The following is a 25,053-nucleotide window of genomic DNA, read 5'->3' as shown; positions in this document are numbered from 1 at the left end:
GAGGTCCCGGCAGCGTCAGGCTTCCGGGACCTTTCCTTTTCCGGCTGACAAGGACGTCGGCCGTACGCACACCTAAGGAAAGTGGAAGGCATGCTCGCTTTCACGCTTCGCCGCGCCGTTCAGGCCATCGGCGTCATGTTCGCCGTCGGCATCATCGCGTTCTCGATGTTCCGTTTCGCCGGCGACCCCGTCAACCAGATCGTCTCGATCGACACCTCGGCGGCCGAACGCGCGGTCGTGCGCAAGTCGCTCGGCCTCGACGATCCCGTGCCGGTGCAATTCGTGCGCTATTTCGCCGACGCCGCGCAGTTCAAGTTCGGCGTCTCCTACCAGTTCCGCCAGCCGGTCGCGGCACTGTTGATGGAGCGCATGCCCGCGACGCTGGAACTTGCGATCTGCGCTACCGTGTTCGCAATGGTGTTCGGCATCCTGATGGGCGTCTATTCCGCACTCAAGCGCGACACCGTGCTCGCCAAATTATTCCAGGCGGTCTCCCTGATCGGCATCTCGCTGCCGACTTTCCTGATCGGCATCCTCCTGATCTACCTGTTCGCAGTGACGCTGGGCTGGCTGCCCTCGTTCGGCCGCGGCGAGGTGGTGAAGCTCGGCTGGTGGACGACGGGCCTGCTGACGCTGTCGGGCCTGAAGGCGCTGATCATGCCCTCGATCACGCTCGGCCTGTTCCAGATGACCCTGATCATGCGGCTGGTGCGCGCGGAGATGCTGGAAGTGCTGCGGACCGACTATATCCGCTTCGCCCGCGCGCGGGGGCTGACCACGCGTGCGATCCATTTCGGCCACGCGCTGAAGAACACCCTCATTCCCGTGATCACGGTGGCCGGACTGCAGTTTGGCTCGGTTATTGCATTTTCGATCATCACCGAAACCGTGTTCCAGTGGCCGGGCATGGGACTTCTGTTCGTCCAGGCCGTGCAAAACGTCGATATCCCGATCATGGCCGCCTACCTGCTGATGGTCTCGCTGATTTTCGTCACCATCAACCTGGTGGTCGACATCCTCTACACCGTGGTCGATCCGCGCCTGCGCGCGACGGTCGGCCGCGCCACCTAAGGCAGCCTGCATGTCCGACGCAGTCGTCTCCAATTCCGATCGGCAGAGCGCGCATCCGCCCCACGCCCGCAGCTGGCTCAGCCGCGCGCTCGACAGCGACGTCTTCTATTCGTTCCGCCGCTCCAAGCTCACCATGGTCGCGGCCGCCATCACGGTGCTGTTCTTCCTGCTCGCGATCTTTGCATCCGTGCTTGCGGTGCAGAACCCGTTCGATCCGGCACAGCTCCAATTGATCAATTCGCGGATCTCACCGCTCTGGACCGCCGATGGCCAGAGCCCGTTCCTGCTCGGCACCGACGAGCAAGGGCGCGACGTGTTCTCCGCCATCCTCTACGGCATGCGCATCTCGCTCGCCGTGGGCGTCGCCGGCGTGATCTTCGCCGGCGCACTCGGCATCGCGCTCGGCCTGATCGCCGGCTATTTCGGTGGCGCCGTCGACGGCGTCATCATGCGGATCGCCGACGTGCAGCTCACCTTCCCCGCCATCCTGATCGCGCTGCTGGTCAACGGCATCGCGAAATCGATCCTCGGCAACCGGCTGGACGCCACCAGCATGCTATTCGTGCTGGTGATCTCGATCGGCCTGAGCTTCTGGGTCGGCTATGCGCGGACCGTTCGCGGCTCGGTGATGGTCGAGAAGAACAAGGACTACGTCGCCGCCGCGCAGCTCATCGGCCTGCCCGCGCCGAAGATCATGCTGCGGCACGTGCTGCCGAACACGATGGGCCCGATCCTGGTCATCGCCACGATCAACCTCGCGCTCGCCATCATCACCGAGGCGACGCTGTCCTTCCTCGGCGTCGGCCTGCCCGACACCATGCCCTCGCTCGGCACGCTGATCCGGATCGGCAACAATTATCTGTTCGCCGGCGAATGGTGGATCGTCGCCTTCCCTGGGCTCGCGCTGGCCGCGCTGATCCTGTCGATCAACCTGCTCGGCGACTGGCTGCGCGACGCGCTCAACCCGAAGCTTCGATGAGTACGCCTCGCCCATGACCGAACCCGTTCTCTCCGTGCGTAACCTTCAGGTCGAGTTCGCCTCCCGCCGCGGCACGCTGCGCGCCATCAACGACGTCTCCTTCGACATCGCCAAGGGCGAGGTGCTCGGGGTGGTCGGCGAATCCGGCGCCGGCAAATCCGTCACCGGCCTTGCGGTCATCGGCCTGATCGATCCGCCCGGCCGCATCTCCGGCGGCGAGATCCGCCTCGCGGGCACGCGTATCGACAACCTGCCGCCCGAGGAGATGCGCCGTATCAGGGGCAAGCGCATCGGGATGATCTTCCAGGATCCCCTGACATCGCTCAATCCGCTGTACAAGGTCGGCGACCAGATCGTCGAGACGATCCGCACCCACCTCAATCTGTCTGAATCTGCTGCGCGCCGCCGCGCCATCGACCTGCTCGCCGAGGTCGGTATCCCCGCACCGGAAAAGCGCATCGACGGCTATCCGCACGAATTCTCCGGCGGCATGCGCCAGCGCGTGGTGATTGCGCTCGCGATCTGCGCCGAGCCGGAGCTGATCATCGCGGACGAACCGACCACCGCGCTCGACGTCTCCGTGCAGGCCCAGATCATCTCGCTGATCAAGCGGCTCGGACGCGACCACGGCACTGCCGTGATGCTGGTGACCCACGACATGGGCGTGATCGCCGAGACCTCGGACCGAGTCGCGGTGATGTATGCCGGCCGCGTCGCCGAGATCGGCCCGGTGCAGGACGTCGTGAAGAACCCGCTGCATCCCTATGCCAAGGGCTTGATGGGCGCGATCCCTACGCTTGCCGGCGAGGACAAGCGCCTGGTGCAGATTCCCGGCTCGATGCCGCGCCTGTCGGCGATTCCACGCGGCTGCTCGTTCAATCCGCGCTGCGCCTTCGCTTTCGATCGTTGCCGCGTCGAGCGGCCGGAGCCGCTGCCGCGCGGCGCGCAATCGGTCGCCTGCCATCTCTATGACACCGTGCCGGCGGAGAGCGCGGCATGAGCACGCCCTTCGTCCAGGCCACAAATCTGCGCCGCGTGTTCGACGTCTCGAAGCCATGGCTCAACCGCGTGCTCGAAGGCGGCCACCTCGAATACCTCAAGGCGGTCGATGGCGTCACCTTCGACATCAGGAAGGGCGAGACCTTTGCGCTGGTCGGCGAGTCCGGCTCGGGCAAGACCACGGTGGCGCGGATGGTGGTCGGTCTGCTGCCGCCGAGCTCCGGCGACGTGCTGATCGACGGAATCTCGATGGGCGATCCCAGGCAGGCACCCGCGCGGCGAAAGCTGCGCCGCCGCATCCAGATGATCTTCCAGGACCCCTATGCGAGCTTGAACCCGCGCTTCCGTGTCGATGCCATCATCTCCGAGCCGATCCGCGCCTTCGACCTGATCCAGGGCGAGCGCGATATCCAGGCCCGTGTCGGCGAGCTGCTCAGCCTCGTCGGCCTGCATCCCGACGACCGGCTGAAATTTCCGCACGAATTCTCCGGCGGCCAGCGCCAGCGCATCGCGATCGCACGCGCGCTCGCCTCCGACGCCGAATTCATCGTCTGCGACGAGCCGACCTCGGCGCTCGACGTCTCCGTGCAGGCGCAGATCCTCAATCTGATGCGCGACCTCCAGGACAAGTTCGGCCTGACCTACATGTTCATCAGCCACAACCTCGCCGTGGTCCGCCACATGGCGAGCCGCGTCGGCGTGATGTATCTCGGCCGCATCGTCGAGATCGCGGAGGGACGCGAGCTGTTTTCCCGCCCGCGCATGCCCTACACCAAGATGCTGCTGGGCGCCGTGCCGGATCTCGCGATGAGCGGCCGCCAGCGCATTCCGGTCAAGGGCGAGATCCCGAACCCGATCAATCCACCGCCCGGCTGCGCCTTCAATCCGCGCTGCCCGCTGGCGTTCGATCTCTGCCGCAAGGAAACGCCGGAACTGATCGACGGCGTCGCCTGCCACGCAGTCAACACCGCGCCGGTCCCGGCGTGACGCGCGCGTGCCATGCAGCCTGCGCATTGGCGGCACGGCATCGGCTGTGATCAATTGCGCGCGCCGCAAATAAGGTAGCGAAAGTCCGATGGCCAGCAACGTCAATCCCGATCCCTTCACGACGCGTCCCGAGATCGAGGGCACGTTCGGCGTCGTCGCCACCACGCACTGGATCGCGACGGCCGTGGGCATGGGCATTTTGGAAAAGGGCGGCAATGCCTTCGATGCCGGCGTTGCGACTGCCTTCACGCTTCAGGTCGTCGAGCCGCATCTGAACGGCCCCGGCGGCGACGTGCCAATCATCGTCCACGACGTCAAGCGCGGCCGCACCGAGGTGATCTGCGGCCAGGGCCCTGCGCCGGCGCGTGCGACCATCGCGCATTACAAGAGCGAAGGTCTCGACATGGTGCCGGGCACCGGCCTGCTCGCGGCCTGTGTTCCCGGGACCTTCGAATCCTGGATGATGCTGCTGCGCGATTACGGCACCATGCGCGTGCGCGACGTGCTGGAACCCGCGATCGCCTACGCCCGCGACGGCTATCCGCTGGTCGAGCGCGCCTGTGCCACCATCCAGACCGTCGAGCAGCTGTTCCGCAAGCACTGGCCGACCTCGGCCGCGGTCTATTTGCCAAACGGCGAGGTGCCGAAGCCCGGCACGCTGTTCACCAACAAGACGCTGGCGGCCACCTACGCCCGGATCCTGAACGAGGCCGAGAGCGGCGGCGGAGGCCGCGATGCCGAGATCGAGCGTGCGCGCAAGGCCTGGTCGCAAGGCTTCGTCGCCGAAGCGATCGACAAGTTCTGCCGCACGCAAGAGGTGATGGACGTCAGCGGCTCGCCGCATCGCGGCGTGCTCACAGCCGACGACATGGCGCGCTGGCAGCCGACGGTCGAGGCGCCGCTGACCTACGACTACGGCCGCTATACCGTCTGCAAGGCCGGCGTCTGGAGCCAGGGCCCGGTGACGCTGCAGCAGCTCGCGCTGCTGAAGGGCTTTGCGCTCGACGGGCTCGACCCGACCGGGCCCGAGTTCATCCATCTCCAGATCGAGTGCGCGAAACTCGCTTTCGCCGACCGCGAAAAATTCTACGGCGATCCCAAATTCAGCGAGATCCCGATCGCGACGCTGCTGTCGGATGCCTATAACAACGAGCGCCGCAAGCTAGTCACCGAGAAGGCTTCGCTCGATCTCCGGCCCGGCGCGGTCGAGGGCTTCGGCGGCGTGGTCAAGCTGCGCCGCGCTGAGGGCCAACGCGAGGCCGTTGGCGCACTCGGCGCCGGTGAACCAACCGTCGGGCGCTTCGGCGAGGTGCGCGGCGACACCGTGCATTTCGACATCATCGACAAGGCCGGCAACATGGTGTCCTCGACGCCTTCAGGGGGCTGGCTGCAATCCTCGCCTGTCATTCCCGAGCTGGGCTTCTGCCTCGGCAGCCGCGCACAAATGTTCGATTTGGAGGAGAACCAACCGGGCTCGCTCGCGCCGGGCAAGCGGCCGCGCACGACGCTGTCGCCGACCATGGCGCTGCGCGACGGCGAGCCCTACCTCGCCTGGGGTTCGCCCGGCGGCGATCAGCAGGACCAGTGGATCACGCAATTCTTCCTGCGCCACGTCCATTGCAATCTCAATCTCCAGGAGGCGATAGACGCGCCGGCCTGGCATTCCGAGCACTTCCCGATTTCGTTCTGGCCGCGCACCGCGCGCCCCGGCGTGCTCGTGGTCGAGAACCGCGTGCCGAAGGCGACGATCGAAAACTTGCGCGAGCGTGGGCATATCGTCGAGGTCGGCCCCGACTGGTCGGAAGGCCGCCTCACCGCGGCCTCGCGCGTCGGGGTACGCCGCCGCGCCGCCGCCAATCCGCGCGGCATGCAGGGCTACGCCGCGGGACGCTGAAGGCAGCACATGACCTGGTCGATCATCGCGCGAGACCCTGCCACCGGCCAGTTCGGCATCGCGGTTGCGACCCGCTTCTTCGCCGTCGGCGCGCGCGTGCCCTATATCGCGGCCGGGCTCGGCGCCATCGCGACCCAGGCCTTCGTCAATCCCTATTACGGCATCGACGGCGTCAAGCTGCTGCGTGAAGGCCTCAACGTCCACGACGTGCTCGCTGCGCTGCTCGCGACCGACGACGGCCGCGAGAGCCGCCAGGTCCACATCATGGACGCCAGCGGCGAAATCGCGGCGCATACCGGGCGTGACTGCGTCGACTGGTGCGGCCACATCGCGGGCAGCGGCTTCTCGATCGCCGGCAACATGCTCGCCGGCGCCGACGTGCTCGACGAGACCGCGAAGACCTACATCGCCAATGACAGCCTGCCCTTCCCGCGCCGCCTGCTTGCGGCGATGCGCGCAGGCGAAGCCGCCGGCGGCGACAAGCGCGGCAAGCAATCGGCTGCGCTGCTGATCCACGGCGAAGAGGAATGGCCGGCGCTGGATATTCGAGCCGACGACCATCCCGATCCGCTCGGCGAGCTCGAACGGCTCGAGCGCGTCAGCCACGAGCTCTGGGTTCACTTCCGCCCGTCCATGCCGACGCGGCAGAACCCGGCCGGCAACACCGATCGCAGCGTCATCGACGCCAGCATCGCAGCGGCACGGGCAAGCCAAGCATGAGCGCAAGTCCTCTCATCGAGATCAAGGACCTGCGCATCCGCTTCCACGGCGACGACGGCCGCATCACCCACGCCGTCGACAGCGTCGACCTCAGCGTCGCCAATGGCGCCACGCTCGGCCTCGTCGGCGAATCCGGCTGCGGCAAGAGTGTGACCTCGCTGGCAATCATGGGCCTGCTGCCGAAGCAGAGCGCGGAAATATCAGGCGCGATCCGCTTCGACGGTTTTGACCTGCTGAAGACCCCGGACCAGACGTTGCGCGATCTGCGCGGCAACCGGCTGGCGATGATCTTCCAGGAGCCGATGACCTCGCTCAATCCGAGTTTTACGATCGGCGACCAGATCATCGAGACGATCCTGCGTCACCGCGGCGGCTCACGAAAGAGCGCGCGGGAGCGGGCGATCGACCTCCTGCGCCGCGTCCACATCCCTTCGCCCGAGCGGCGCATCGACGAATACCCGCACAAGCTCTCCGGCGGCATGCGCCAGCGCGTGATGATCGCGATGGCGCTGGCCTGCGATCCGCGCCTCCTGATCGCGGACGAGCCGACCACCGCGCTTGATGTCACCCTGCAGGCCCAGATCCTGGAGCTGATGCGCGAGCTGAAGGCGGCGAGCGGCGCCGCCATCATCCTGATCACCCATGATCTCGGCGTCGTCGCCGAGGTCTGCGACGAGGTCGCGGTGATGTATGCCGGCGAGATCGTGGAGCGCGCGCCGGTGGATGAGCTGTTCTCCGCGCCACAGCATCCTTACACCGTGGGCCTGCTCGGCTCGATCCCGCGGCTCGACCACCGCGCCGAGCAGCTGGCGACGATCGAAGGCATGGTGCCGAACATGGCGCAGCCGCCCGCCGGCTGCCGCTTCGCCGCCCGCTGTCCCTTCGTGCTGGATGCCTGCACCAAGGCGCCGCCGCCGCTGGTCGAAATCAGCGTTGGTCACCTCTCGCGCTGCATCCGCGCGCCGCTCGAACTCCTGGTCTCGTGATGGCGCTCCTCGAAGTCGAAGGCCTGGTCAAGCATTTCGTCGCCGAGCGCTCGCTGTTCGGCCGGGCGCTGGCCCATGTCAAAGCCGTTGATGGTGTGTCCTTCTCGCTGGAAGCCGGCAAGACGCTGGCCCTGGTCGGCGAATCCGGCTGCGGCAAGTCCACCGTCAGCCGCCTCGTTCTGCGGCTGATCGAGCCCGATGCGGGCACAGTGCGCTTCAACGGTCGCGATCTCCTCTCGCTGGATGCCGACGCGCTCCGAAAATTCCGCCGCGAGGCGCAGATCATCTTCCAGGATCCCTACGCCTCGCTCAATCCGCGCATGACGGTCGGCCAGATCCTGACCGAGCCGCTGGCGCTGCACGATCTGGTGCCGCCCGCACAGCGGCGCGAGCGGGTTGCGGAAATCCTGCGGCTGGTCGGCCTCGAGCCGCGGCTCGAGCGGCGCTATCCGCATGAATTCTCCGGCGGCCAGCGCCAGCGCATCGCCATTGCCCGCGCGCTCGCGGTCGAACCGAAGCTCATCATCTGCGACGAGCCGGTCTCGGCGCTCGACGTCTCGATCCGCTCGCAGATCCTCAACCTGCTCCGCGAGCTCCAGGACCGGCTCGGCCTCGCCTACATCTTCGTCTCGCACGACCTCGCCGTGGTCAAGCACATCGCCGACCACGTCGCGGTGATGAATCTCGGCCAGATCGTCGAGACTGCGGAGGCCGACGCGCTGTTCGCCGCGCCGCGCCACCCCTATAGCCGCGCGCTGCTGTCCGCGATCCCCGTGCCCAAACCGCGGGCAAAGCGCAGCCGGATTGTGCTGCAGGGAGAGATTCCCAGCGCGCTCAATCCACCGCCGGGATGCCGCTTCCACACCCGCTGCCCCTATGTGGTCGACCGCTGCCGCAGCGAAATGCCTCAGCTCGTTGCGGATGGCATCGGACATGCAACGGCCTGCCACCGAACGTCGGACCTGCCGTCCTCGGCGGCGATCGTGCCGACGGACGGCGGCTTCTCGCCGGCTCTTGAAAAATTGGTCGCCGCCTTCAGCGGCGGCCCGGAAGCAGCACGCAGCGGCGGGGTTAGTTCGTAAAGGACGAGACCCGGCAGCCATAAAACAGAGGTTGAGAGCGATGAGCTTCATGCGTTTGACCATCCTGGCGTCGGCCCTGCTGACGTCGCTCGTGGGCACGGCCCAAAGCCAGGTCCAAGCCCAGACCACGCTTCGCATCGGGATCGCCGAAGACCCCGATATTCTCGATCCCAGCATCGGCCGCACCTATGTCGGCCGCATCGTGTTCTCGGCCTTCTGCGACAAGCTGTTCGACATCGACGAGAAGCTCAACATCGTGCCGCAGCTCGCGCTGTCCCACGAGACGTCGGCCGACGGCAAGGAGATGACGATCAAGCTCCGGCCGGGGGTCAAATTCCACGACGGCGAACCGCTGGATGCGGAAGCTGCAAAGTTCTCCCTCGAGCGCCACATGACGCTGCCGACCTCGTTCCGCAAGTCGGAGCTCGCCAGCGTCGACCACGTCGAGGTGGTCGATCCCCTCACCATCAAGCTGGTGCTGAAGACTCCCTACTCGCCCCTGATCGCCCAGCTCACCGACCGTTCCGGCATGATGGTCTCGCCGAAGGCGGCCAAGGAAGCCGGCGACAAGTTCGGCCTGCATCCGGTCTGCGCCGGCCCCTACAAGTTCGTCGAGCGCGTCCAGCAGGACCGCATGGTCTTCGAGAAATTCGCCGACTACTGGAACAAGGACAACATCCATATCGACCGCGTCGTGTTCCAGCCGATCATCGACTCGACCGTGCGGCTTGCCAACCTGAAATCCGGTGCGCTCGACCTGATTGAACGCGTGCTCGCGACCGACATCAAGGACGTTCGCGCCGATCCCAAGCTGGTGCTGTCGACGGCCCCCGAGCTCGGCTATCAAGGCCTGACCATCAACATCGGCAACGACAAGGCCAAGGGGCCGCTCAGCCAATCGGCGAAGGTGCGCCAGGCGCTCAGCCTGTCGATCGATCGCGAGGCGATCAACCAGGTCGTGTTCAACGGCGAGTTCACGCCGGGCAATCAGTGGGTCAGCCCGACGCACCCCTATTATCAGAAAGCGTTTCCCATTCAGGGCCGCGACATCGCCAAGGCCAAGGCGCTGCTGAAGGAAGCCGGCGTCAGCCTGCCCATCACCGTCGACTACATGGTCCCCAAGGGCACCGAATATGAGGCCGTCGCCCAGGTCGTGCAGTCCATGGCCGCGGAAGCCGGTTTCGACATCAAGATTCGCGCCGTCGAATTCGCGACCACCTTCAAGCAGGCACAGGCCGGCGAATTCCAGGTGTTCCAGATCAACTGGAGCGGCCGCATCGATCCCGATGGCAACTCCTACATCTTCATGCGCAGCAAGGCGCCGCAGAACGACGGAGGCTATTCGAACCCCGAGGCCGACAAGCTGCTGGAAGAAGGACGCGCGACATCCAACGTCGAGGAACGCGAGGCGATCTACGCCAAGCTGACCAAGACCCTGCTCGACGACCTTCCTATCATCTACATCTATCACCGCACGCTGTTGATCGCGCACACCAAGAAGCTGGAGGGCTACCGGCAGATGCCCGACGGACTGGTCCGCGTGGTCGGGTTGAAGTTCAAGTGATCCCGACAGCGCCCACGAAACGATCGGCATCATGCTGAACTTCCTCGCCCGCCGCATCGCGCAGATCGTGCCGACACTGTTCTTCGTGTCGGTGCTGATCTTCTCGCTGCAGCAATTGCTGCCGGGCGATCCCGCGCTGGTGATGGCCGGCGAGGAGCGCGATCCCGCCGTGATCGAGCAGATCCGCCAGCAATACAAGCTCGATCAGCCAATCCCCGTGCAATACGTCTATTGGCTCAAGGGCGTGCTGACAGGCAATTTCGGCGAGTCGCTGCGCAACAAGATGCCGGTGCGCGAGCTGATCGCGCAGAAGCTGCCGGTGACGCTGCAGCTCGGCTCGATGGCGATCCTGATCGCGTTCTGCATCGGCATTCCCGCGGGCATCGTCTCCGCGGTGAAGAAAGGCACGGCCTGGGACTATGGCGCCAATCTGTTCGCGCTGTGGGGCATCTCGACGCCGAACTTCTGGCTCGGGATCATGCTGATCTTCCTGTTCTCGATCGAGCTCGGCTGGCTGCCGCCCTCGGGCTACGTGCCGCTCACTGAGAACTGGCGCGCGAGCTTGGCTGCCACCATCATGCCGGCCTTCGTTCTCGGCAACGCGATCTCCGCGATCCTGATGCGGCATACCCGCAGCGCGATGCTCCAGGTGCTGGAAAGCGACTATGTCCGCACCGCGCGTGCCAAGGGCCTGTCGGAGCGCTCCGTCATCCTCAAGCACGCGATGCGCAATGCGCTGACGCCCGTGATCACGCTCGGCGCTCTCGAGCTCGGCACGCTCTTGTCGGGCGCCGTGCTGACCGAGCAGATCTTCTCCATTCCCGGCTTCGGCAAGCTGATCGTCGACGCCGTCTTCAATCGCGACTATGCGGTCGTGCAGGGAGTCGTGCTCGTTACGGCCACCGTCTACATCACGCTGAACCTCGTTGCCGACGTCGCCTATGTCCTCGTCAATCCGCGGCTGCGGGGCTAGCGCCATGACCGACGCCGCGCTGCCCACTGCCCCCTCCACCACGCAAGCCTATGAGCTCGACAGCCCGGCGCGCCGCGCGCGGCGGCGGCTGTTCAAGCGCAAGGCCGCCGTGTTCGGGCTTGTCGTGATCACGATGTTCATCGCGCTCGCAGTGCTTGCGCCCATCGTCGTGCCCTACGACCCCATCGCGACGAGCTGGAGCCTGGTGCGCAAGCCACCGACCGCGGCGCACTGGTTCGGCACCGACGAGCTCGGCCGCGACATCCTCAGCCGCGTCGTCTACGGCGCGCGCGCCTCCCTGCTCGCAGGCCTGATCTCGGTCGCGATCGCGCTCGGCATCGGCGTGCCGCTCGGGCTCCTTGCCGGCTATCGCGGCGGCTTCACCGACGCGCTGATCAGCCGCATCACCGATGCGATGCTGGCCTGCCCGTTCCTGATCCTGGCGATCGCACTCGCCGCGTTCCTCGGTCCGAGCCTCGGCAATGCCATGATTGCGATCGGCATCTCGGCAACCCCGATCTTCATCCGGCTGACCCGCGGCCAGGTGCTGAGCGTCAAGGCCGAAGATTATGTCGAGGCCGCACGTGCGCTCGGCAACCCGCCCTGGCGGATCGCGTTCTCGCACATCCTGCCGAACATCCTGCCCTCGCTGCTGGTGCAGGCGACACTGTCGATCGCCGCCGCCATCATCGCCGAGGCCGCGCTGTCGTTCCTCGGCCTCGGCCAGCAGCCGCCGGCGCCGTCCTGGGGCAGCATGCTCAATGCGGCACAACGCTTCCTGACCCAGGCGCCGTGGATGGCGATCTGGCCGGGGCTTGCGATCTTCCTCGTGGTTCTGTCGCTGAACCTGCTCGGCGACGGTCTGCGCGACGCCCTCGACCCAAGGCAGCGCTAGATCACCACCTCTCGCAACACCCTTCGGCAATCCATCTCGTATTCGAGATCGACCACCGGCGGCCGGGCGAAATGCCAGGTCAGGCCGGAGCGCAGCGCGCCGCGGCGGACGAGCTCGTCGACCAGCGCGTGGTGGAAGTCGTGCACGGAATAGGCCTGCACGCCGGTCGTGTCCTTCCAGCTGAAGCCGAAGGCCGCCATCCGGTTTTCCATCTGCGACGTCGTGGTGAAGCGCACCTTCTCGCGTAGGCCCCCCGGACTGAGGTCACGATAGCGCACCGTGCGCTCGACATAGGTGCCACTGCCCTCGCGCGCCTCGGCACCGCCGGCGATGACGAAGCTCGGCGCGTTCGACCGCGTCGGGCGCGTGAACGAGAACGCGTAGAACGACGGCTCGGTTGGCGGATCGATCTCGGGACAGACATTGCTGCGCGCCACGGGATTGGTGGTGCCGTCGAAGATGCCCCATTCGGACAACGTCTTCACATAGTGCAGATTGAACGCGCGAAAGCCCTCTTCGCTAAAGGCGGCGGGCGAGCGCAGCTCGCAGGCACAGAACGCCGTCAACGGACGCCCCGCCTCCTGGATGAACTTCGCCGCAAGTGCAAATCCTTCCGCCAGCGGCACCAGGCGATCGAACCGGACGCGCTCGATCTCATAGCCCTCGTCCGCGGCCACACCGGCCGAATACTGGAACACGGACGGGATGAAACGATAATTGCCGGCGGAGAATTCGCGCGTCATGACGGGCTCCTATTCCAGTTGCATGCGAATGCCCTTGGCGCCGTTGAGCAGGCGCTTCAGGTGAAAACCGGCCAGCGGATCGTCGGCATGCATGCCGACCAGCGCCGCAAAGGCCGGCATCGCGGCGGCATCGCCGGCCTCCATCTTGGCGAAGGCCTCGGAATATTGCGCCGTCGCCGGCGCTTCGAACCTTTGCTGCGGCAGCGGTTCGAACGCACGCAGCGGCTCGCTGCGTCCGCGCAGCATCAGCTCCCCCACCGGACGGCCATGGAAATTTTCGGCTTCCTTCGCCACGCTGGCACTGACGCAGATGCGCGTTCCCAGATGCTTGTTCGCAGCCTCCAGGCGCGCCGCTATATTGATCGTATCGCCATAGGCCGTGTAGTCGAAGAAGCGGTTGCCGCCGAAATTGCCGACCAGCGCCGGGCCGGCATGGGCCCCGATGCGGGTTGTCCCGAAATTCACGCCCTTCGCCCTCCAACGCGCGGAAAAATCCTCCGCCCAGGCGTCGAGATCATGCGCACAGGCGACTGCGCGCGTCGCATAGTCCGGCTGGTCACCGGGGGCATTGAACAGCACCTGGATCGCATCGCCAATGATCTTGGCGACCGTTCCTTCATGCGCGAAGACGATCTCGGTCATGCCGCCGACATATTCGTTGAGGAGCTGGCCGAGCGTCTGCGGAGGCGCCGTCTCGACCAGCGAAGTGAAGCCGGTGATGTCGGTGAAGAGGGTGGCGACATCGCGCCACTGCACCTCCATGCCGTCGCCTTCGACATCCGCCGCCAGGCGTCTTGCGATCTCCGGCGAGAAGAAGCGCGACAGCGAGGCGTGGGCGCGCTCGGCTTCCATTTGACGCCGCCGCACGTCGCGCAGCATCTCCACATGGCGGATGGTTTTCTGGATCGTGGTTTCCAGATCGGCGAAGTCGATGGGCTTGGTCAGGAAGTCGAACGCGCCGCGGTTCATCGCGGTACGGATGTTGCTCATATCGCCATAGGCCGAGACGATGATGGTCGACTTCTTCTCCTCGGCCTCCTGGAGCTTCGCCAGCAGCGAAAGACCGTCCATCCGCGGCATGTTGATATCGGAGACCACCATGTCGATGTGCGGATTCTGCTCCAGCGCCTCGAGCGCCTCGATGCCGTCGCGGGCGAACATGAGGGCGAGCTGCCCGTCGCGGATCTGCCTGCGGAATTTTTGCAGGATCAGCGCCTCGAGGTCCGGCTCGTCATCGACGAAGAGGATGGTCGCAGTCATGCGGCTTGCTCGAGCCTCGTATCGATCTCCTGGCGCAGCAGCGCAAAATCAATCGGCTTGGTGAGAAGCCCGTGGGCGCCCCTTTCGATCGCCTTGCGGCGCGTCTCGGCGTCGCCATAGGCGGTGATCATGATGACGGGAACGTGCGGATAGTCGGCACGCACCTTCGGCAGCAGGTCGAGCCCGCTCATGCCGGGCATGTTGATGTCGGACAGGATCAGGATCAGCGAGGGATCGCGGACCTCGGCGGCACGCCTCAGTGCGTCGGCCGCGGAGGGCGCAAACTCCATCTGGAAACGGCCGGCACGCAGATCGCGCCGGAAGTGCTGTCTGAACAGCGGCTCGACGTCGGGCTCGTCATCGACAACCAGGATATAAACGTTCAAGTCTTGCCTCCGGAAGTGTCGTCCGCTGCCATCGTCCGCGGCAGCGTGATGATGAATTCGGTGAATACACCGGGCTCGGTCCTCACGTCGATGGTGCCGCCGTGCTGTTTCACCACGATGTCGTGGCTCATGGACAGGCCGAGCCCGGTGCCTTCACCGGCCGGCTTGGTCGTGAAGAACGGGTTGAACAGCTTCTCCTTCACCTCGGGCGGAATTCCGGTGCCATTGTCGCGGATCCGGATCTCCACCTTGTCGCCGAGGCTTCGGGTCGCGGCGCTCAGGGTCGGCTCAAAACCTTGCGCCGCGCCCTCCTTGCGCTTGGCCGCGGCATAGAAGCCGTTCGAGATCAGGTTGAGGAAAACGCGCGTGATCTCCTGCGGATAGATGTCCACCATGCCAGCGGCGGGGTCGAACGCGCGTTCGAGCGTGACGTTGAAGGCTGGCCTTTCGGCGCGCGCGCCATGATAGGCAAGATTGAGGCTCTCCTCCACGACCGCATTGATATCGACGGGCCGATGTTCGCCAGATCCCTGGCGCGAATGCAGCAGCATGTTCCTGACGATGGAATCGGCGCGCTTGCCGTGCTGCACGACCTTCTCGAGATTGCCCTTGAGCATTGCAGTCAGCTCGTCGACCTCCTCCTTGATCTTGTCGTCGAGCGTAGCGGTTTGCAGAACCTCGTTGAGCTCGTCGATCAGCTCGGTCGACACTGATGAGAAATTATTGACGAAGTTGAGCGGGTTCTTGATCTCATGGGCAATGCCGGCCGTGAGCTGACCGAGCGAAGCCAACTTTTCGGTCTGGATCAGGCGGCCCTGCGCGGCGCGCAGGTCCTCGAGCGAACGCGACAGCTCATCCGTGCGGTCACGCAATTCGTTGAGCAGGCGCGCATTTTCCATGGCGATCACTGCCTGCGCCGCAAAATTCGTCACCAACTCGATTTGCTTGCTGGAGAAAGCAAGAGGCCGCTGACGGTAGATCAGAAGGGCACCGATCAGGTCCCCGTCCTTGAGCATGGGAACGCCAACCAGTGTCCGCGCTCCCGCGCGTAGCGCCAGTATTGGGCCGTCGTATCCGGGAGGCGTCTCGAAGAAGTCCGGCTCCATCCTCGTATCGACGACATGCACCGTTTCCCTGGTCCGAACGATGCGGCCAATGACGGTGTTCGGAGCCGGCCGTGTCGGCTTCTGGTAGATCTCGTCCTTCAGCTCGGCCGGGACGCCGTGCATCGCGATGGCGCGGAACGTGTCTCCCTCGCGCAGATAAAGCGACCCGAACTCAGCCTGGCAGATACGAGTGGCGTTCTCTAACATGATGCGAAATACCGGCTCCAGCTGTCCGGGGGAGATGGAGATGACCTGAAGCACTTCGGACGTTGCGGTCTGCTGTTGCAACGATTCGCTCAATTCCGCCGTGCGCTGCTCGACCTTCCTCTCCAAATCCGCATAGGATTCCTGCAGGCGCGCGCCCATGTCGTTGAACTGGTCCGCGAGTCCCTCGAGCTCGTCGCCGGTCTTGATCGAGATGCGTTGCGCGAAATCGCCGCTGCCGATCCGCTCGGCGCCGCTGCGCAGCGCCTGGATCGGCCCGACCATGCGGCGCGCCAGGAATATCCCGGCCAGCACCGCGAAGATCGACGCAGCGAGCAGCACGATCGCGAGCCGCTGCAACGCGGCATAGAGCGCCGCATAGGCTTCCTCGACCGGAAGCTCGACGAACATGGTCCAATGCAGCGGTGCGATCGGGGCCGACGCTGTCAGCACCTTCTGACCCTGGACGTTGCGCGCTTCGGATAGCGCGTCGGTGATGGCACCATCGCCGGCCAGCGCAGCCCGCACCTGAGCCAAGTTCGACATATCGGTGTTGCGCAGGACGAGGCTGATGTCGGGATGCGCGATCAGGCGCCCTTCCGGGCCGACCACATAGGCATGACCGTGCTCGCCGACCTTGATCTGGGACACGACGTCCCAGATCAGCTTGAGATTGACCTCCGCGATGCTGACGCCGGCATCCTTGCGGGCGCCGGCCAGCGCCAGCGTCATATAGGGCTCGGAGTCCCTGCGGAAATACACCGGCCCGTAATAGACCTTGCGCGCGACCGCCTCGGTGAATTTTGGATCGGCCGACAGGTCGAGCCCGCTGTCGATCGCGTCCATCGCCAGCCGCGAGACCCGCAATCGCTCCTTGCCGGTCGAATCCACCTGGGCGAGCTCGGTGATCGCAGGCACCTGGCGCAAGAGCCGCAGTGCGTCGAACCGGCGCTGCTCGATCGAGCCCGCAGACCAGGGCAGCTGCGTGGTCCAGCCGAGCTGGCTCTCGATCTCCTTGACGAACTGGCCGATCTTGGCCGCCGCCGCCTCGGCCTGCTCATGCTGAACCCGGATCAGCGAGGCCTTGTGCTCGCGATAATAGAAGAACACCTCGAACAGCCCGTTGGCCAGCAGCGCGACCGCGACGACCGCCACGAACAGCGCGACATATTTGGCGAACAGCCGGGTCCTGATCCCCCGCCCGGCCGCTTCGCCGGACACGACGCCATTCGAGGCCGCGGGCGGCGACATCCTGGCTTGCGGTGTGTCGGGATTGAGGGAGAGGGTCATCCCGCGGAAACTAGCAAGAAGACCCGACCTTGTCTCTCGCCTGCGCGGCCGAGGGCCCAGTCCAATGACTGCAGCCGCCTGACGGGGCCGGGCCGGGACCTAACGAAAAAGGGCGGCAGCGGACCCGCCGCTGCCGCCCTCCGATTTGGCTTGCTTGCGGCCTCAGGTCGGGCGCAGCGCCTTGGTCCCGAGGTCGATCTCGTTGACCTGCTTGTTCCGCTCGGAGTCGGCCGCCGCGCGATGGTCGGTCGCCAGCACCACGTAGACCGCGGGCAGCACGAACAGCGTGAACAGCGTGCCGATCGACATGCCGGCTACGACGACCAGACCGATCGAGAAGCGGCTGGCCGCACCGGCGCCGGTCGCGGTCAGCAGCGGAATCAGGCCGGTCACCATCGCGGCCGTGGTCATCAGGATCGGCCGCAGGCGGATGCGGGCCGACATCTCGATGGCCGAACGGCGATCGAGCCGCTCCTTGACCTGGAGCTCATTGGCGAACTCCACCATCAGGATGCCGTGCTTGGTGATCAGGCCGACCAGAGTCAGTAGACCGACCTGGGTGTAGATGTTCATGGTCGCCACGCCGAAGAACAGCGGGATCAGCGCGCCGACGATCGCCATCGGCACCGAGATCATGATCACGAACGGATCGCGCAGGCTCTCGAACTGCGCCGCCAGCACCAGGAAGATGATGATCAGCGCGAAACCGAAGGTGATCGCGAGCTGGTTACCCTCCTGCACGTACTGCCGGCTGTCAGCCAGATAGTCGTGGCTGAAGCCGGCTGGCAGCTTCTTGGCCTCGCCTTCGAGGAAGTCGACCGCTGCACCCACCGTCACGCCCGGCATCGGCACGGCCGAGAACGTCGCCGAGTTGAGCTGGTTGTAGTGCGTCAGCGAATTCGGGTCGGTCGTGGTCTTGATCGAGACCACCGTCGACAGCGGAAGCTGCTGGCCGGTGTTCGTCGTCACGTAATAGCCGCCGAGCGATTCCGGCGACAGCCGCTGGCCGCGCGGTACCTGCGGAATCACCTGGTAGGATCGGCCCTCGAGGTTGAAGCGGTTGATATAGTTGCCGCCGAGCAGCACCGCGAGCGTAGAGCCGAGGTTCTGCATGTTGACGCCGAGATCCTGCGCCTTGCTACGGTCGATCGTGATCTTCACGTTAGGCTGGTTGTAGGCGAGGTCGCTGTCGGAGACGATGAACATGCCGCTCTTGCGCGCAGAGTCCTTCAGCTTCTCCATCTGCTCAAAGACGGTCTGGTAGCTCGCAGTCGAGTTAATGACCATCTGCACCGGCAGACCGCCCGGACCACCCGGCAACGGCGGCAGGTTGAATGCAAAGGCCTGCACGCCCTCGATCTTGGAAAGCTCGGCCTGCACCAGCGGCTTCAAGGCGATCGACGAGCGCTTGCGCTCCTCCCACGGCTTGAGCAGCATGCCGGCGATGCCGCCCTGCGGGCCGTTGATGCCGTTCAGCACGAAGCGCAGGTCAGTCTCGGGGAATTTCTGGAATTCCTTGTCGAGCTTGTCGCCGTAATAATCGACATAGTCGATGTTGGCGTATTTCGGTGCCTTGGTCACCGCGAACACGATGCCCTGGTCTTCCTCCGGCGCCAGCTCCTTCGAGGTGTGCATATAGAGGAAGCCGACCAGGCCGAGGATCGTGATCGCGAACAGGCCGGTGATCGCCTTGTAGTCGAGCGAGCGGTCGAGCCTGCGGCCGTACCAGCGCGTCAGCGCGCCGAACACCTTGTTGACGAGCTTGGCGAAGCGGCCCTCCTCGGTGTTTTTCAGCAATACCGAGCACATCATCGGCGACAGCGTCAGCGCGATCACGCCCGACACGATCACCGAGCCGGCGAGCGTGAAAGCGAATTCGCGGAACAGCGAGCCGGTCAGGCCACCGAGGAAACCGATCGGGGCGTACACCGCGGCGAGCGTGATCGTCATCGAGATCACGGGGCCGACGATCTCGCGCGCGCCTTCCATCGCCGCCTGTACCGGTGTCTTCCCCTCTTCCAGATGGCGGTGGATGTTCTCCACCACCACGATGGCGTCGTCGACCACGAGGCCGATCGCGAGCACCATCGCGAGCAAGGTCAGCAGGTTGAAGCTGAAGCCCAGCGCCAGCATCAAGGTACAGACGCCGATCATCGACAGCGGAATGGTGACGACCGGGATGATGACCGAGCGCAGCGAGGCCAGGAACAGGAAGATCACCACGATCACGATGATCACGGCTTCGCCCAGCGTCTTCTCCACCTCGTCGATCGAGGATTGGATGAACTTGGTCGAGTCGTAGGCGACTTTCATCTTCATCGAGGGCGGCAGATTGCGCTCGAGCTCGGGGAACAGCGCCCGCACGCCCTTGACCAGCGTCAGCGGATTGCCTTGCGGCGTCGCGTTCACACCAATGAAGATCGCATGCTCGCCGTTGAAGGCGACGCTCGCGTCGGTACTTTGCGCGGCAAGCTCGACTGTCGCGATGTCCTCCATCCGCACAAAGCCACCGTCCTTGGCCTTGACGATCATCTTCCTGAACTGGTTGACGTCGGTGAGGCTGGTGTTGGTCGAGATGTTGGAAACGATCAGATAGCCCTTGGTCTGCCCCGCCGCGGACTGGAAGTTGTTGGCGGTGATCGCGGCCGCGACATCGGCCGGCGACACGTTGCGGCCGGCCATCTTCATGGGATCAAGCCACAGCCGCATCGCAAAGGTCTGGCCGCCGAGAATATCGGCGGAGGCCACGCCGTCGACCGTCGACAGCACCGGCTGCACCACGCGCGTCAGGTAATCCGAGATCGCCGAGCCCGACAGCTCCTCGGAGGAGAAGCCGAGATACATCACGGCCGTGGTCTGGCCCGTGGTCTTGGTAACGATCGGGTCGTTGGATTCCTTCGGGATCAGGTACTTGACCGAGTTCGTCTTCGCCAGCACCTCGGTGAGCGCCTGGTTCGGATCGAAGTTCAGCTTGATGTACACCTGGATCGTCGAGGTGCCGAGCACCGAGGACGAGGTCATGTAGTCCACGCCTTCGGCGGAGGCGACGGCCTGCTCGATCGGCGTGGTGATGAAGCCCTGGATCAGGTCGGCGGACGCGCCGGGATAGACGGTCGTGATGTTGATGACCGTGTTCGACAGTTTCGGATATTGCCGGATCGGCAGCACCATCGCCGCGCGCAGGCCGATCAGCAGGATCAGCAGGCTGACGACGACCGACAGAACCGGGCGCTTGATGAAAATATCGGTAAAGGCCATCGCGGCGATCTCGATTTCTTTGTCTCAAGATGCGTGATCCGGCCGGGCCGGATCACGCGAGGATGTTGTCAGTAGCGCGGCGGCTGCGCCGGGACCTGCGGAGCCGGGTCGGTCGAAATCGCGACCGCCGCGCCCGATTGCAGCTTCAGCTGGCCGACGGCGACGACCTTGTCGCCTGCCTTCAGGCCCTTGACGATCTCGACGCGACCTTCGACCCGGTTGCCGGTCTGCACGAAGGTGCGCACCGCGGACAGGCTGGTCTTGCCGTCCTCTTCCTTCTTCTCGGTGATCACGAACACTGAGTCGCCGTACAGCGTGTAGTCGACCGCCGTTTCCGGAACGGTGATCACCGCCGGCTTGTCCGGCAGCACCACCGTCGTGGTCACGAACATGCCAGGCTTCAGGATCTTCTCGGGATTGGCGATCGTCGCCTGCACCCGGATGTTGCGGGTGTCGGTCGCGATCTGCGGCTCGATCGTGGTGATCTTGCCTTCGAAGGTGCGGCCCGGATAGGCGTCGACCTTCAGCCGAACGGTCTGGCCGACCTTGAGGCTGCCGGAATCCTTTTCGGTCACCGTGAAGTTGGCCCACAGCTCCGACAGGTCGGTCAATGAGACGATCGCGGTGCCGGCCGTGAGATACTGGCCGACCTCGACCTTGCGGACGCCGAGATCGCCGGAGAACGGTGCGCGCACCAGCTTCTGCGAAATCAGCGCCTCGGTCTTGGCAATGCCCGCCTGCGCCTGGTCGTAAGCGGCCTGCGCCTGGTCGACGGTCGCCTGCGGACCGAACTGGCGCGAGGCGAGCTGCTTGGCGCGGTCGAGCGAGAGCTGCGCGACGGTCGCCTGCGCCTTGTAATTGGCGAGGTCGCCCTGCTCCGGCATATCGAAGAACTGCACCAGCGGCGTACCGGCTTCGACACGCGTACCCGGCTCGAACTTGATCTCGGTGACGCGACCGTTGACGTCGGCACTGACGTCGACCTGGTGCACGGCGACGAGGCTGCCCACCGCGGTGAGCAGGTTCGGCACCATCTCCGACTTCGCCTCGGCCGCGCTGACTGCCGTCGGCGGCGGCTTGTTGTTGGCGAAGAACTGCTTGATCATCTGGCCGCGGAAGTAATTGAACCAGACGAGACCACCGACGAGCGCGGCGAGCAGCGTGCCGACGATGATGAACCACAGCACCGGCCGGACCGGACGCTTGGGAGCCTTGTTATCGATCGGTTCGCCCGAAATCTTGTGTTCGGCTACGATGTTCATGTCATGCACTTTCTGCAATCGCCGTCTTGCCCGCATCCGCGGCCTGATCGCGGCTCAAATGCGAAGCAATTGCGGCGTCGTTAAGTCCGATACCTCTCAGGAGAAACTCACAGAGCTGCCGCTCCAGCTCGTTCGCCTTGCCATAAGCGAGACAGGGCGCAGCCGGCAGCCTGGTCAGTGCCGCCGTCATCACCGCATGATGTGCGAACCAGAACAGGTTGAGCGGATCACCGGCGCAGGGTCGAGCGTCACCGCTGGCCACCGCACGCTCGAGCGAGGCGAGGAAGACCGCCCCGATCAGCTTCTCGATTTTGGCATATAGCAGACGGGCGAATTCGCCATCGTCCAAATGGCTCGTGGCCATCAGTCGCAGGCGCTGCGCTTCTTCCTGGTCAGGACCGTCGGCGATGTGGAGGAAGTGCTGGACCATGCCGCGGATCAGCTCGACCAGGGTGGCCGTCGACGGTTCCCGCTCGAGCAACTCGATGAGCGCCGGGTCCGCCTCGCATTCGTCGCTGAGGATTTCGGCGTACAGCGCCGCCTTGGACGGGAAATGCTTGAACAGCAGCGCCTCGGAAATGGCAGCAGCGGCCGCCACGCTCTTCGTCGTGGTGCCGTTATATCCGTGGCGGGCAAAGCAGCGTTTCGCGGCACCGAGGATCAACTGACGCCTCAGGTCGCTCGTCATACGCAATGAGCTCATGATTAGTGAGTAAGCACTCACCCACGCAAAAGTCAAGCACTATGCTGCATCGCAACCTGCGTGCGGTGTGAAATTAGTGGAAATTGATCCAGCCTGCACGGATCGCGTGCAGGACCTCCGAAACGGGGGAATGGGCAGACCGCCTAGATCGGCTGGAAGCCGAGGTCTGCGCGGATCCGGTTGACAATGTAGGTCCCGTCCCGGGTCGGCAGAATTCGCTCCAGATTGGCGCTGTCGATCTTCACATTGGCAAATCGCGGGCCCGCCGACACGTCGTGAACGGCCCTCGCGAAGGCCTCGACTTCGGCCATGGTCGAGATCGACTGGCTGTCCTTGATGCCGCAGGCCCTGGCGACGCCGACGAGGTCGGCAGCGGCCGAGGTGTGGCTGGTCTGGCCGCCGGTCTCGCCATAAGCCTCGTTGTCGAGCACTGCGATCGAGAGATTGGCCGGCTTCTGCAGGCCGATGGTGGCAAGGCTGCCCAGGCCCATCAGCATCTCGCCGTCGCCGGTGATCACCAGCACCGGCAGCTTCGGCTGCGCCAGCGCCAGACCCAGCCCGATCATTGCGGCGCCGCCCATGCCGCCCCAGAGATAGAAGTTGCGGGCATGGTCGCCGGCCGCGCACATGTCGTTGGTGGAGGCGCCTAAGCCGCCGATCGCGACCACGTCCTTGCGGTCCGCAAGCAGGGTGGAGACCACCTGGCGGCGGTCGAGGAGGTTGGCCTTGCTCATTTGGTGAAAACCTTGGCGCCGATCAGGCGCTGCGACAGAAGGACGGCGGTGGGCGTGAGCGCGTTGTAGGCTTGTGAGGCGGCGGCTTCGAGCACTGCGGGAACTTCAGCCGCGTGCGAGGCGCGCAGCACCTGAACGCCCGAGAGCTCGAACACGCCCTGCGTGGTCGACCCCATCGGCACCTGCCACGGATTGAACTCGCCCCACTCGCCGCGCATGGTCACGAGCGTGAGGAAGGGAAAGCGCAGGATCGGGATCAGCGACAGCATGTTGATGCAATTGCCGACGCCGCTCGACTGCATCAGCAGCACGCCGCGCTGGCCTCCGGCCCAGGCGCCGGCGAGCAGCGCGACGCCCTCCTCCTCCGTCGTCAGCGCAATGCCGCGCATGGTGGAGGAGTCCAGCACGCGCTGGATCAGTTTCGAATGACCGGCATCGGGCACGTAAGGCACCTGCCGGACGTCGAAGCGTTGCAAGGTCGCGAAAATATCGTCGGGCCAGTTCGGCACCGTGTCGGCAGCGTCAGCGCGTGCGTGCATTTTCCTGTCCGGTCGGCTAGCAAGGTGCAAAGACTGTAGACGCATGCATGCGCCGACCAGAACAACAAAAACGGCATAACGGCTTTAACCGGCGAGTATAACGGGATGAACGCAGATGCGAAGGAGCTGGCGGCAAGCTTCGATCTCGAGAAGCTGACGCCTGAATTCTACGACAACCCCTATCCGACTTATCGTGCACTGCGGGAGAACGAGCCGGTCAAGCGCCTGCCGAACGGCACCGTGTTCCTGACCCGCTACGACGACCTCGTCACCACCTACAAGAACACGAAATCGTTCAGCTCGGACAAGAAGCGCGAGTTCGCACCGAAATACGGCGACACCCCGCTCTACGAGCACCACACCACCAGCCTCGTCTTCAACGATCCGCCCTCGCATACGCGCGTGCGCCGTCTGATCATGGGCGCGCTGTCGCCGCGCGCGATCGCGGGGATGGAGGGCGATCTCATCAAGCTGGTCGATGGCCTGCTCGATGCCATCGCCGCCAAGGGCGCTTGCGAGCTGATCGAGGACTTCGCCGCCTCGATTCCCATCGAGGTGATCGGCAATCTGCTCGACGTGCCCCATGACGAACGCGGGCCGCTGCGCGACTGGTCGCTGGCGATCCTGGGCGCACTCGAACCCGTGGTGTCGACGGACGCCGCCGCGCGCGGCAACAAGGCGGTGACGGACTTCCTCGCCTATCTCGAAACACTGGTGGCACGGCGGCGCGCAAAGCCGGGCAATCCCGAGCGCGACGTGCTGACGCGGCTGATCCAAGGAGAAGAAAACGGCGAGCGGCTGACCGAGAAGGAGCTGCTGCACAATTGCATCTTCCTGCTCAATGCCGGCCACGAGACCACGACCAACCTGATCGGCAACGGCCTCGTCGCGCTCGACCGCAATCCGGACCAGAAGCAGCGCCTGATCGACAATCCCGACATGATCAAGACCGGGGTCGAAGAGATGCTGCGCTACGAGAGCTCGAACCAGCTCGGCAACCGCATGACCACGGAAAAGGTCGAGCTCGGCGGCGTCATGCTCGAGGCCGGCACGTCGGTGACGCTGTGCATTGGTGCTGCCAACCGCGACCCCGCGCAGTTTCCCGACCCCGAGCGTTTCGACATCGCGCGGACGCCGAACCGGCATCTTGCTTTCGCCACCGGCGCGCATCAATGCGCCGGCATGGCGCTGGCGCGGCTGGAAGGGGCCATTGCGATCTCGCGCTTCCTGGCGCGCTTCCCGAACTATGCCGTCAGCGGCCAGCCGGTACGGGGCGGACGGGTGCGGTTCCGCGGCTTTTTGAGAGTGCCGTGCGCGCTTGGCTGAGGGCCCAAAACAAAAATGTCGAAAACAACCCCATGCACAGTAGAAGCCGGATCGGTGAACGACGCCCTGTGATTCCACAGAACCATCTGACG

Annotated in this window: 21 protein-coding genes; 12 read left to right on the top strand and 9 right to left on the bottom strand. The window is 65.0% G+C overall.

Annotation, left to right across the window (positions count from 1 at the left end; translation table 11 throughout):
• Nucleotides 1-90: 90 nt before the first annotated feature.
• The 11 genes from XH79_RS30940 (at nt 91) to XH79_RS30890 (ending at nt 12,150) form a co-directional block, all read left to right on the top strand.
• Nucleotides 91-1,071 (top strand): ABC transporter permease, encoded by a 981-nt coding sequence (locus tag XH79_RS30940; RefSeq protein WP_212343583.1) that lies wholly within the window; start codon nt 91-93, stop codon nt 1,069-1,071.
• Between the two features lie 10 nt (nt 1,072-1,081).
• Complete coding sequence (locus tag XH79_RS30935) at nt 1,082-2,050, top strand: ABC transporter permease (RefSeq protein WP_271584089.1); 969 nt, start codon at nt 1,082-1,084, stop codon at nt 2,048-2,050.
• A gap of 13 nt (nt 2,051-2,063) precedes the next feature.
• Nucleotides 2,064-3,050, top strand: a complete 987-nt coding sequence (locus XH79_RS30930) for an ABC transporter ATP-binding protein (protein WP_271584088.1) — start codon at nt 2,064-2,066, stop codon at nt 3,048-3,050.
• Nucleotides 3,047-4,036, top strand: a complete 990-nt coding sequence (locus tag XH79_RS30925) for an ABC transporter ATP-binding protein (protein WP_271584087.1) — start codon at nt 3,047-3,049, stop codon at nt 4,034-4,036. Before XH79_RS30930 ends, XH79_RS30925 begins: the two co-directional genes overlap by 4 nt.
• 88 nt (nt 4,037-4,124) lie before the next feature.
• Nucleotides 4,125-5,930, top strand: coding sequence for a gamma-glutamyltransferase family protein (locus tag XH79_RS30920; RefSeq protein WP_271584086.1), 1,806 nt, complete (start codon nt 4,125-4,127; stop codon nt 5,928-5,930).
• 9 nt (nt 5,931-5,939) lie between these two features.
• Nucleotides 5,940-6,650: a DUF1028 domain-containing protein gene (locus tag XH79_RS30915; protein WP_271584085.1), complete on the top strand. Its 711-nt coding sequence runs from the start codon at nt 5,940-5,942 to the stop codon at nt 6,648-6,650.
• Nucleotides 6,647-7,636, top strand: coding sequence for an ABC transporter ATP-binding protein (locus XH79_RS30910; RefSeq protein WP_271584084.1), 990 nt, complete (start codon nt 6,647-6,649; stop codon nt 7,634-7,636). Before XH79_RS30915 ends, XH79_RS30910 begins: the two co-directional genes overlap by 4 nt.
• Nucleotides 7,636-8,718 (top strand): ABC transporter ATP-binding protein, encoded by a 1,083-nt coding sequence (locus XH79_RS30905; RefSeq protein WP_271584083.1) that lies wholly within the window; start codon nt 7,636-7,638, stop codon nt 8,716-8,718. The genes XH79_RS30910 and XH79_RS30905 overlap by 1 nt, the downstream gene beginning before the upstream one ends.
• Nucleotides 8,719-8,758: 40 nt before the next feature.
• Nucleotides 8,759-10,282 (top strand): ABC transporter substrate-binding protein, encoded by a 1,524-nt coding sequence (locus XH79_RS30900; RefSeq protein ID WP_271584082.1) that lies wholly within the window; start codon nt 8,759-8,761, stop codon nt 10,280-10,282.
• 31 nt (nt 10,283-10,313) lie between these two features.
• The gene (locus tag XH79_RS30895; RefSeq protein ID WP_271584081.1) at nt 10,314-11,255 is read left to right on the top strand and encodes an ABC transporter permease; all 942 of its coding nucleotides are present in this window, start codon (nt 10,314-10,316) and stop codon (nt 11,253-11,255) included.
• A gap of 4 nt (nt 11,256-11,259) precedes the next feature.
• Nucleotides 11,260-12,150 carry an ABC transporter permease gene (locus XH79_RS30890; protein ID WP_271584080.1) on the top strand — a complete coding sequence of 297 codons (891 nt, stop codon included), beginning with the start codon at nt 11,260-11,262 and terminating at the stop codon, nt 12,148-12,150.
• Here the strand turns inward: XH79_RS30890 and cnbZ are convergent.
• The 9 genes from cnbZ to XH79_RS30845 all read right to left on the bottom strand — a co-directional run bounded on the left by cnbZ (nt 12,147) and on the right by XH79_RS30845 (nt 23,635).
• Nucleotides 12,147-12,893: a 2-amino-5-chloromuconate deaminase CnbZ gene (gene cnbZ, locus XH79_RS30885; protein WP_271584079.1), complete on the bottom strand. Its 747-nt coding sequence runs from the start codon at nt 12,891-12,893 to the stop codon at nt 12,147-12,149. The genes XH79_RS30890 and cnbZ overlap by 4 nt on opposite strands.
• A 9-nt stretch (nt 12,894-12,902) precedes the next feature.
• A complete protein-coding gene (locus XH79_RS30880; RefSeq protein ID WP_212343571.1) occupies nt 12,903-14,153 on the bottom strand; it encodes an adenylate/guanylate cyclase domain-containing protein in 1,251 nt (416 codons plus the stop codon).
• Nucleotides 14,150-14,539: a response regulator gene (locus XH79_RS30875; protein ID WP_018648152.1), complete on the bottom strand. Its 390-nt coding sequence runs from the start codon at nt 14,537-14,539 to the stop codon at nt 14,150-14,152. The genes XH79_RS30880 and XH79_RS30875 overlap by 4 nt, the downstream gene beginning before the upstream one ends.
• Nucleotides 14,536-17,139 carry an ATP-binding protein gene (locus XH79_RS30870; RefSeq protein WP_271584078.1) on the bottom strand — a complete coding sequence of 868 codons (2,604 nt, stop codon included), beginning with the start codon at nt 17,137-17,139 and terminating at the stop codon, nt 14,536-14,538. The genes XH79_RS30875 and XH79_RS30870 overlap by 4 nt, the downstream gene beginning before the upstream one ends.
• Nucleotides 17,140-17,301: 162 nt before the next feature.
• Nucleotides 17,302-20,397: a MexW/MexI family multidrug efflux RND transporter permease subunit gene (locus tag XH79_RS30865; protein ID WP_212343569.1), complete on the bottom strand. Its 3,096-nt coding sequence runs from the start codon at nt 20,395-20,397 to the stop codon at nt 17,302-17,304.
• A 68-nt stretch (nt 20,398-20,465) separates the two neighbouring features.
• A complete protein-coding gene (locus tag XH79_RS30860) occupies nt 20,466-21,659 on the bottom strand; it encodes an efflux RND transporter periplasmic adaptor subunit (protein ID WP_212343568.1) in 1,194 nt (397 codons plus the stop codon).
• Between the two features lies 1 nt (nt 21,660).
• Nucleotides 21,661-22,362 carry a TetR/AcrR family transcriptional regulator gene (locus XH79_RS30855; protein ID WP_212343567.1) on the bottom strand — a complete coding sequence of 234 codons (702 nt, stop codon included), beginning with the start codon at nt 22,360-22,362 and terminating at the stop codon, nt 21,661-21,663.
• A 143-nt stretch (nt 22,363-22,505) separates the two neighbouring features.
• The gene (locus XH79_RS30850) at nt 22,506-23,096 is read right to left on the bottom strand and encodes a thiamine pyrophosphate-dependent enzyme (RefSeq protein ID WP_271584077.1); all 591 of its coding nucleotides are present in this window, start codon (nt 23,094-23,096) and stop codon (nt 22,506-22,508) included.
• A complete protein-coding gene (locus XH79_RS30845) occupies nt 23,093-23,635 on the bottom strand; it encodes a phosphonopyruvate decarboxylase (RefSeq protein WP_183245564.1) in 543 nt (180 codons plus the stop codon). Before XH79_RS30845 ends, XH79_RS30850 begins: the two co-directional genes overlap by 4 nt.
• 105 nt (nt 23,636-23,740) lie before the next feature.
• Here XH79_RS30845 and XH79_RS30840 point away from each other — a divergent pair, with 105 nt between their 5' ends.
• Nucleotides 23,741-24,961, top strand: coding sequence for a cytochrome P450 (locus XH79_RS30840; RefSeq protein ID WP_271584076.1), 1,221 nt, complete (start codon nt 23,741-23,743; stop codon nt 24,959-24,961).
• Nucleotides 24,962-25,053: the final 92 nt, after the last annotated feature.

This window comes from Bradyrhizobium sp. CCBAU 45389, assembly GCF_028128625.1.
Taxonomy (GTDB): domain Bacteria; phylum Pseudomonadota; class Alphaproteobacteria; order Rhizobiales; family Xanthobacteraceae; genus Bradyrhizobium; species Bradyrhizobium liaoningense_B.
This window is presented reverse-complemented; position numbering and strand designations above follow the sequence as displayed.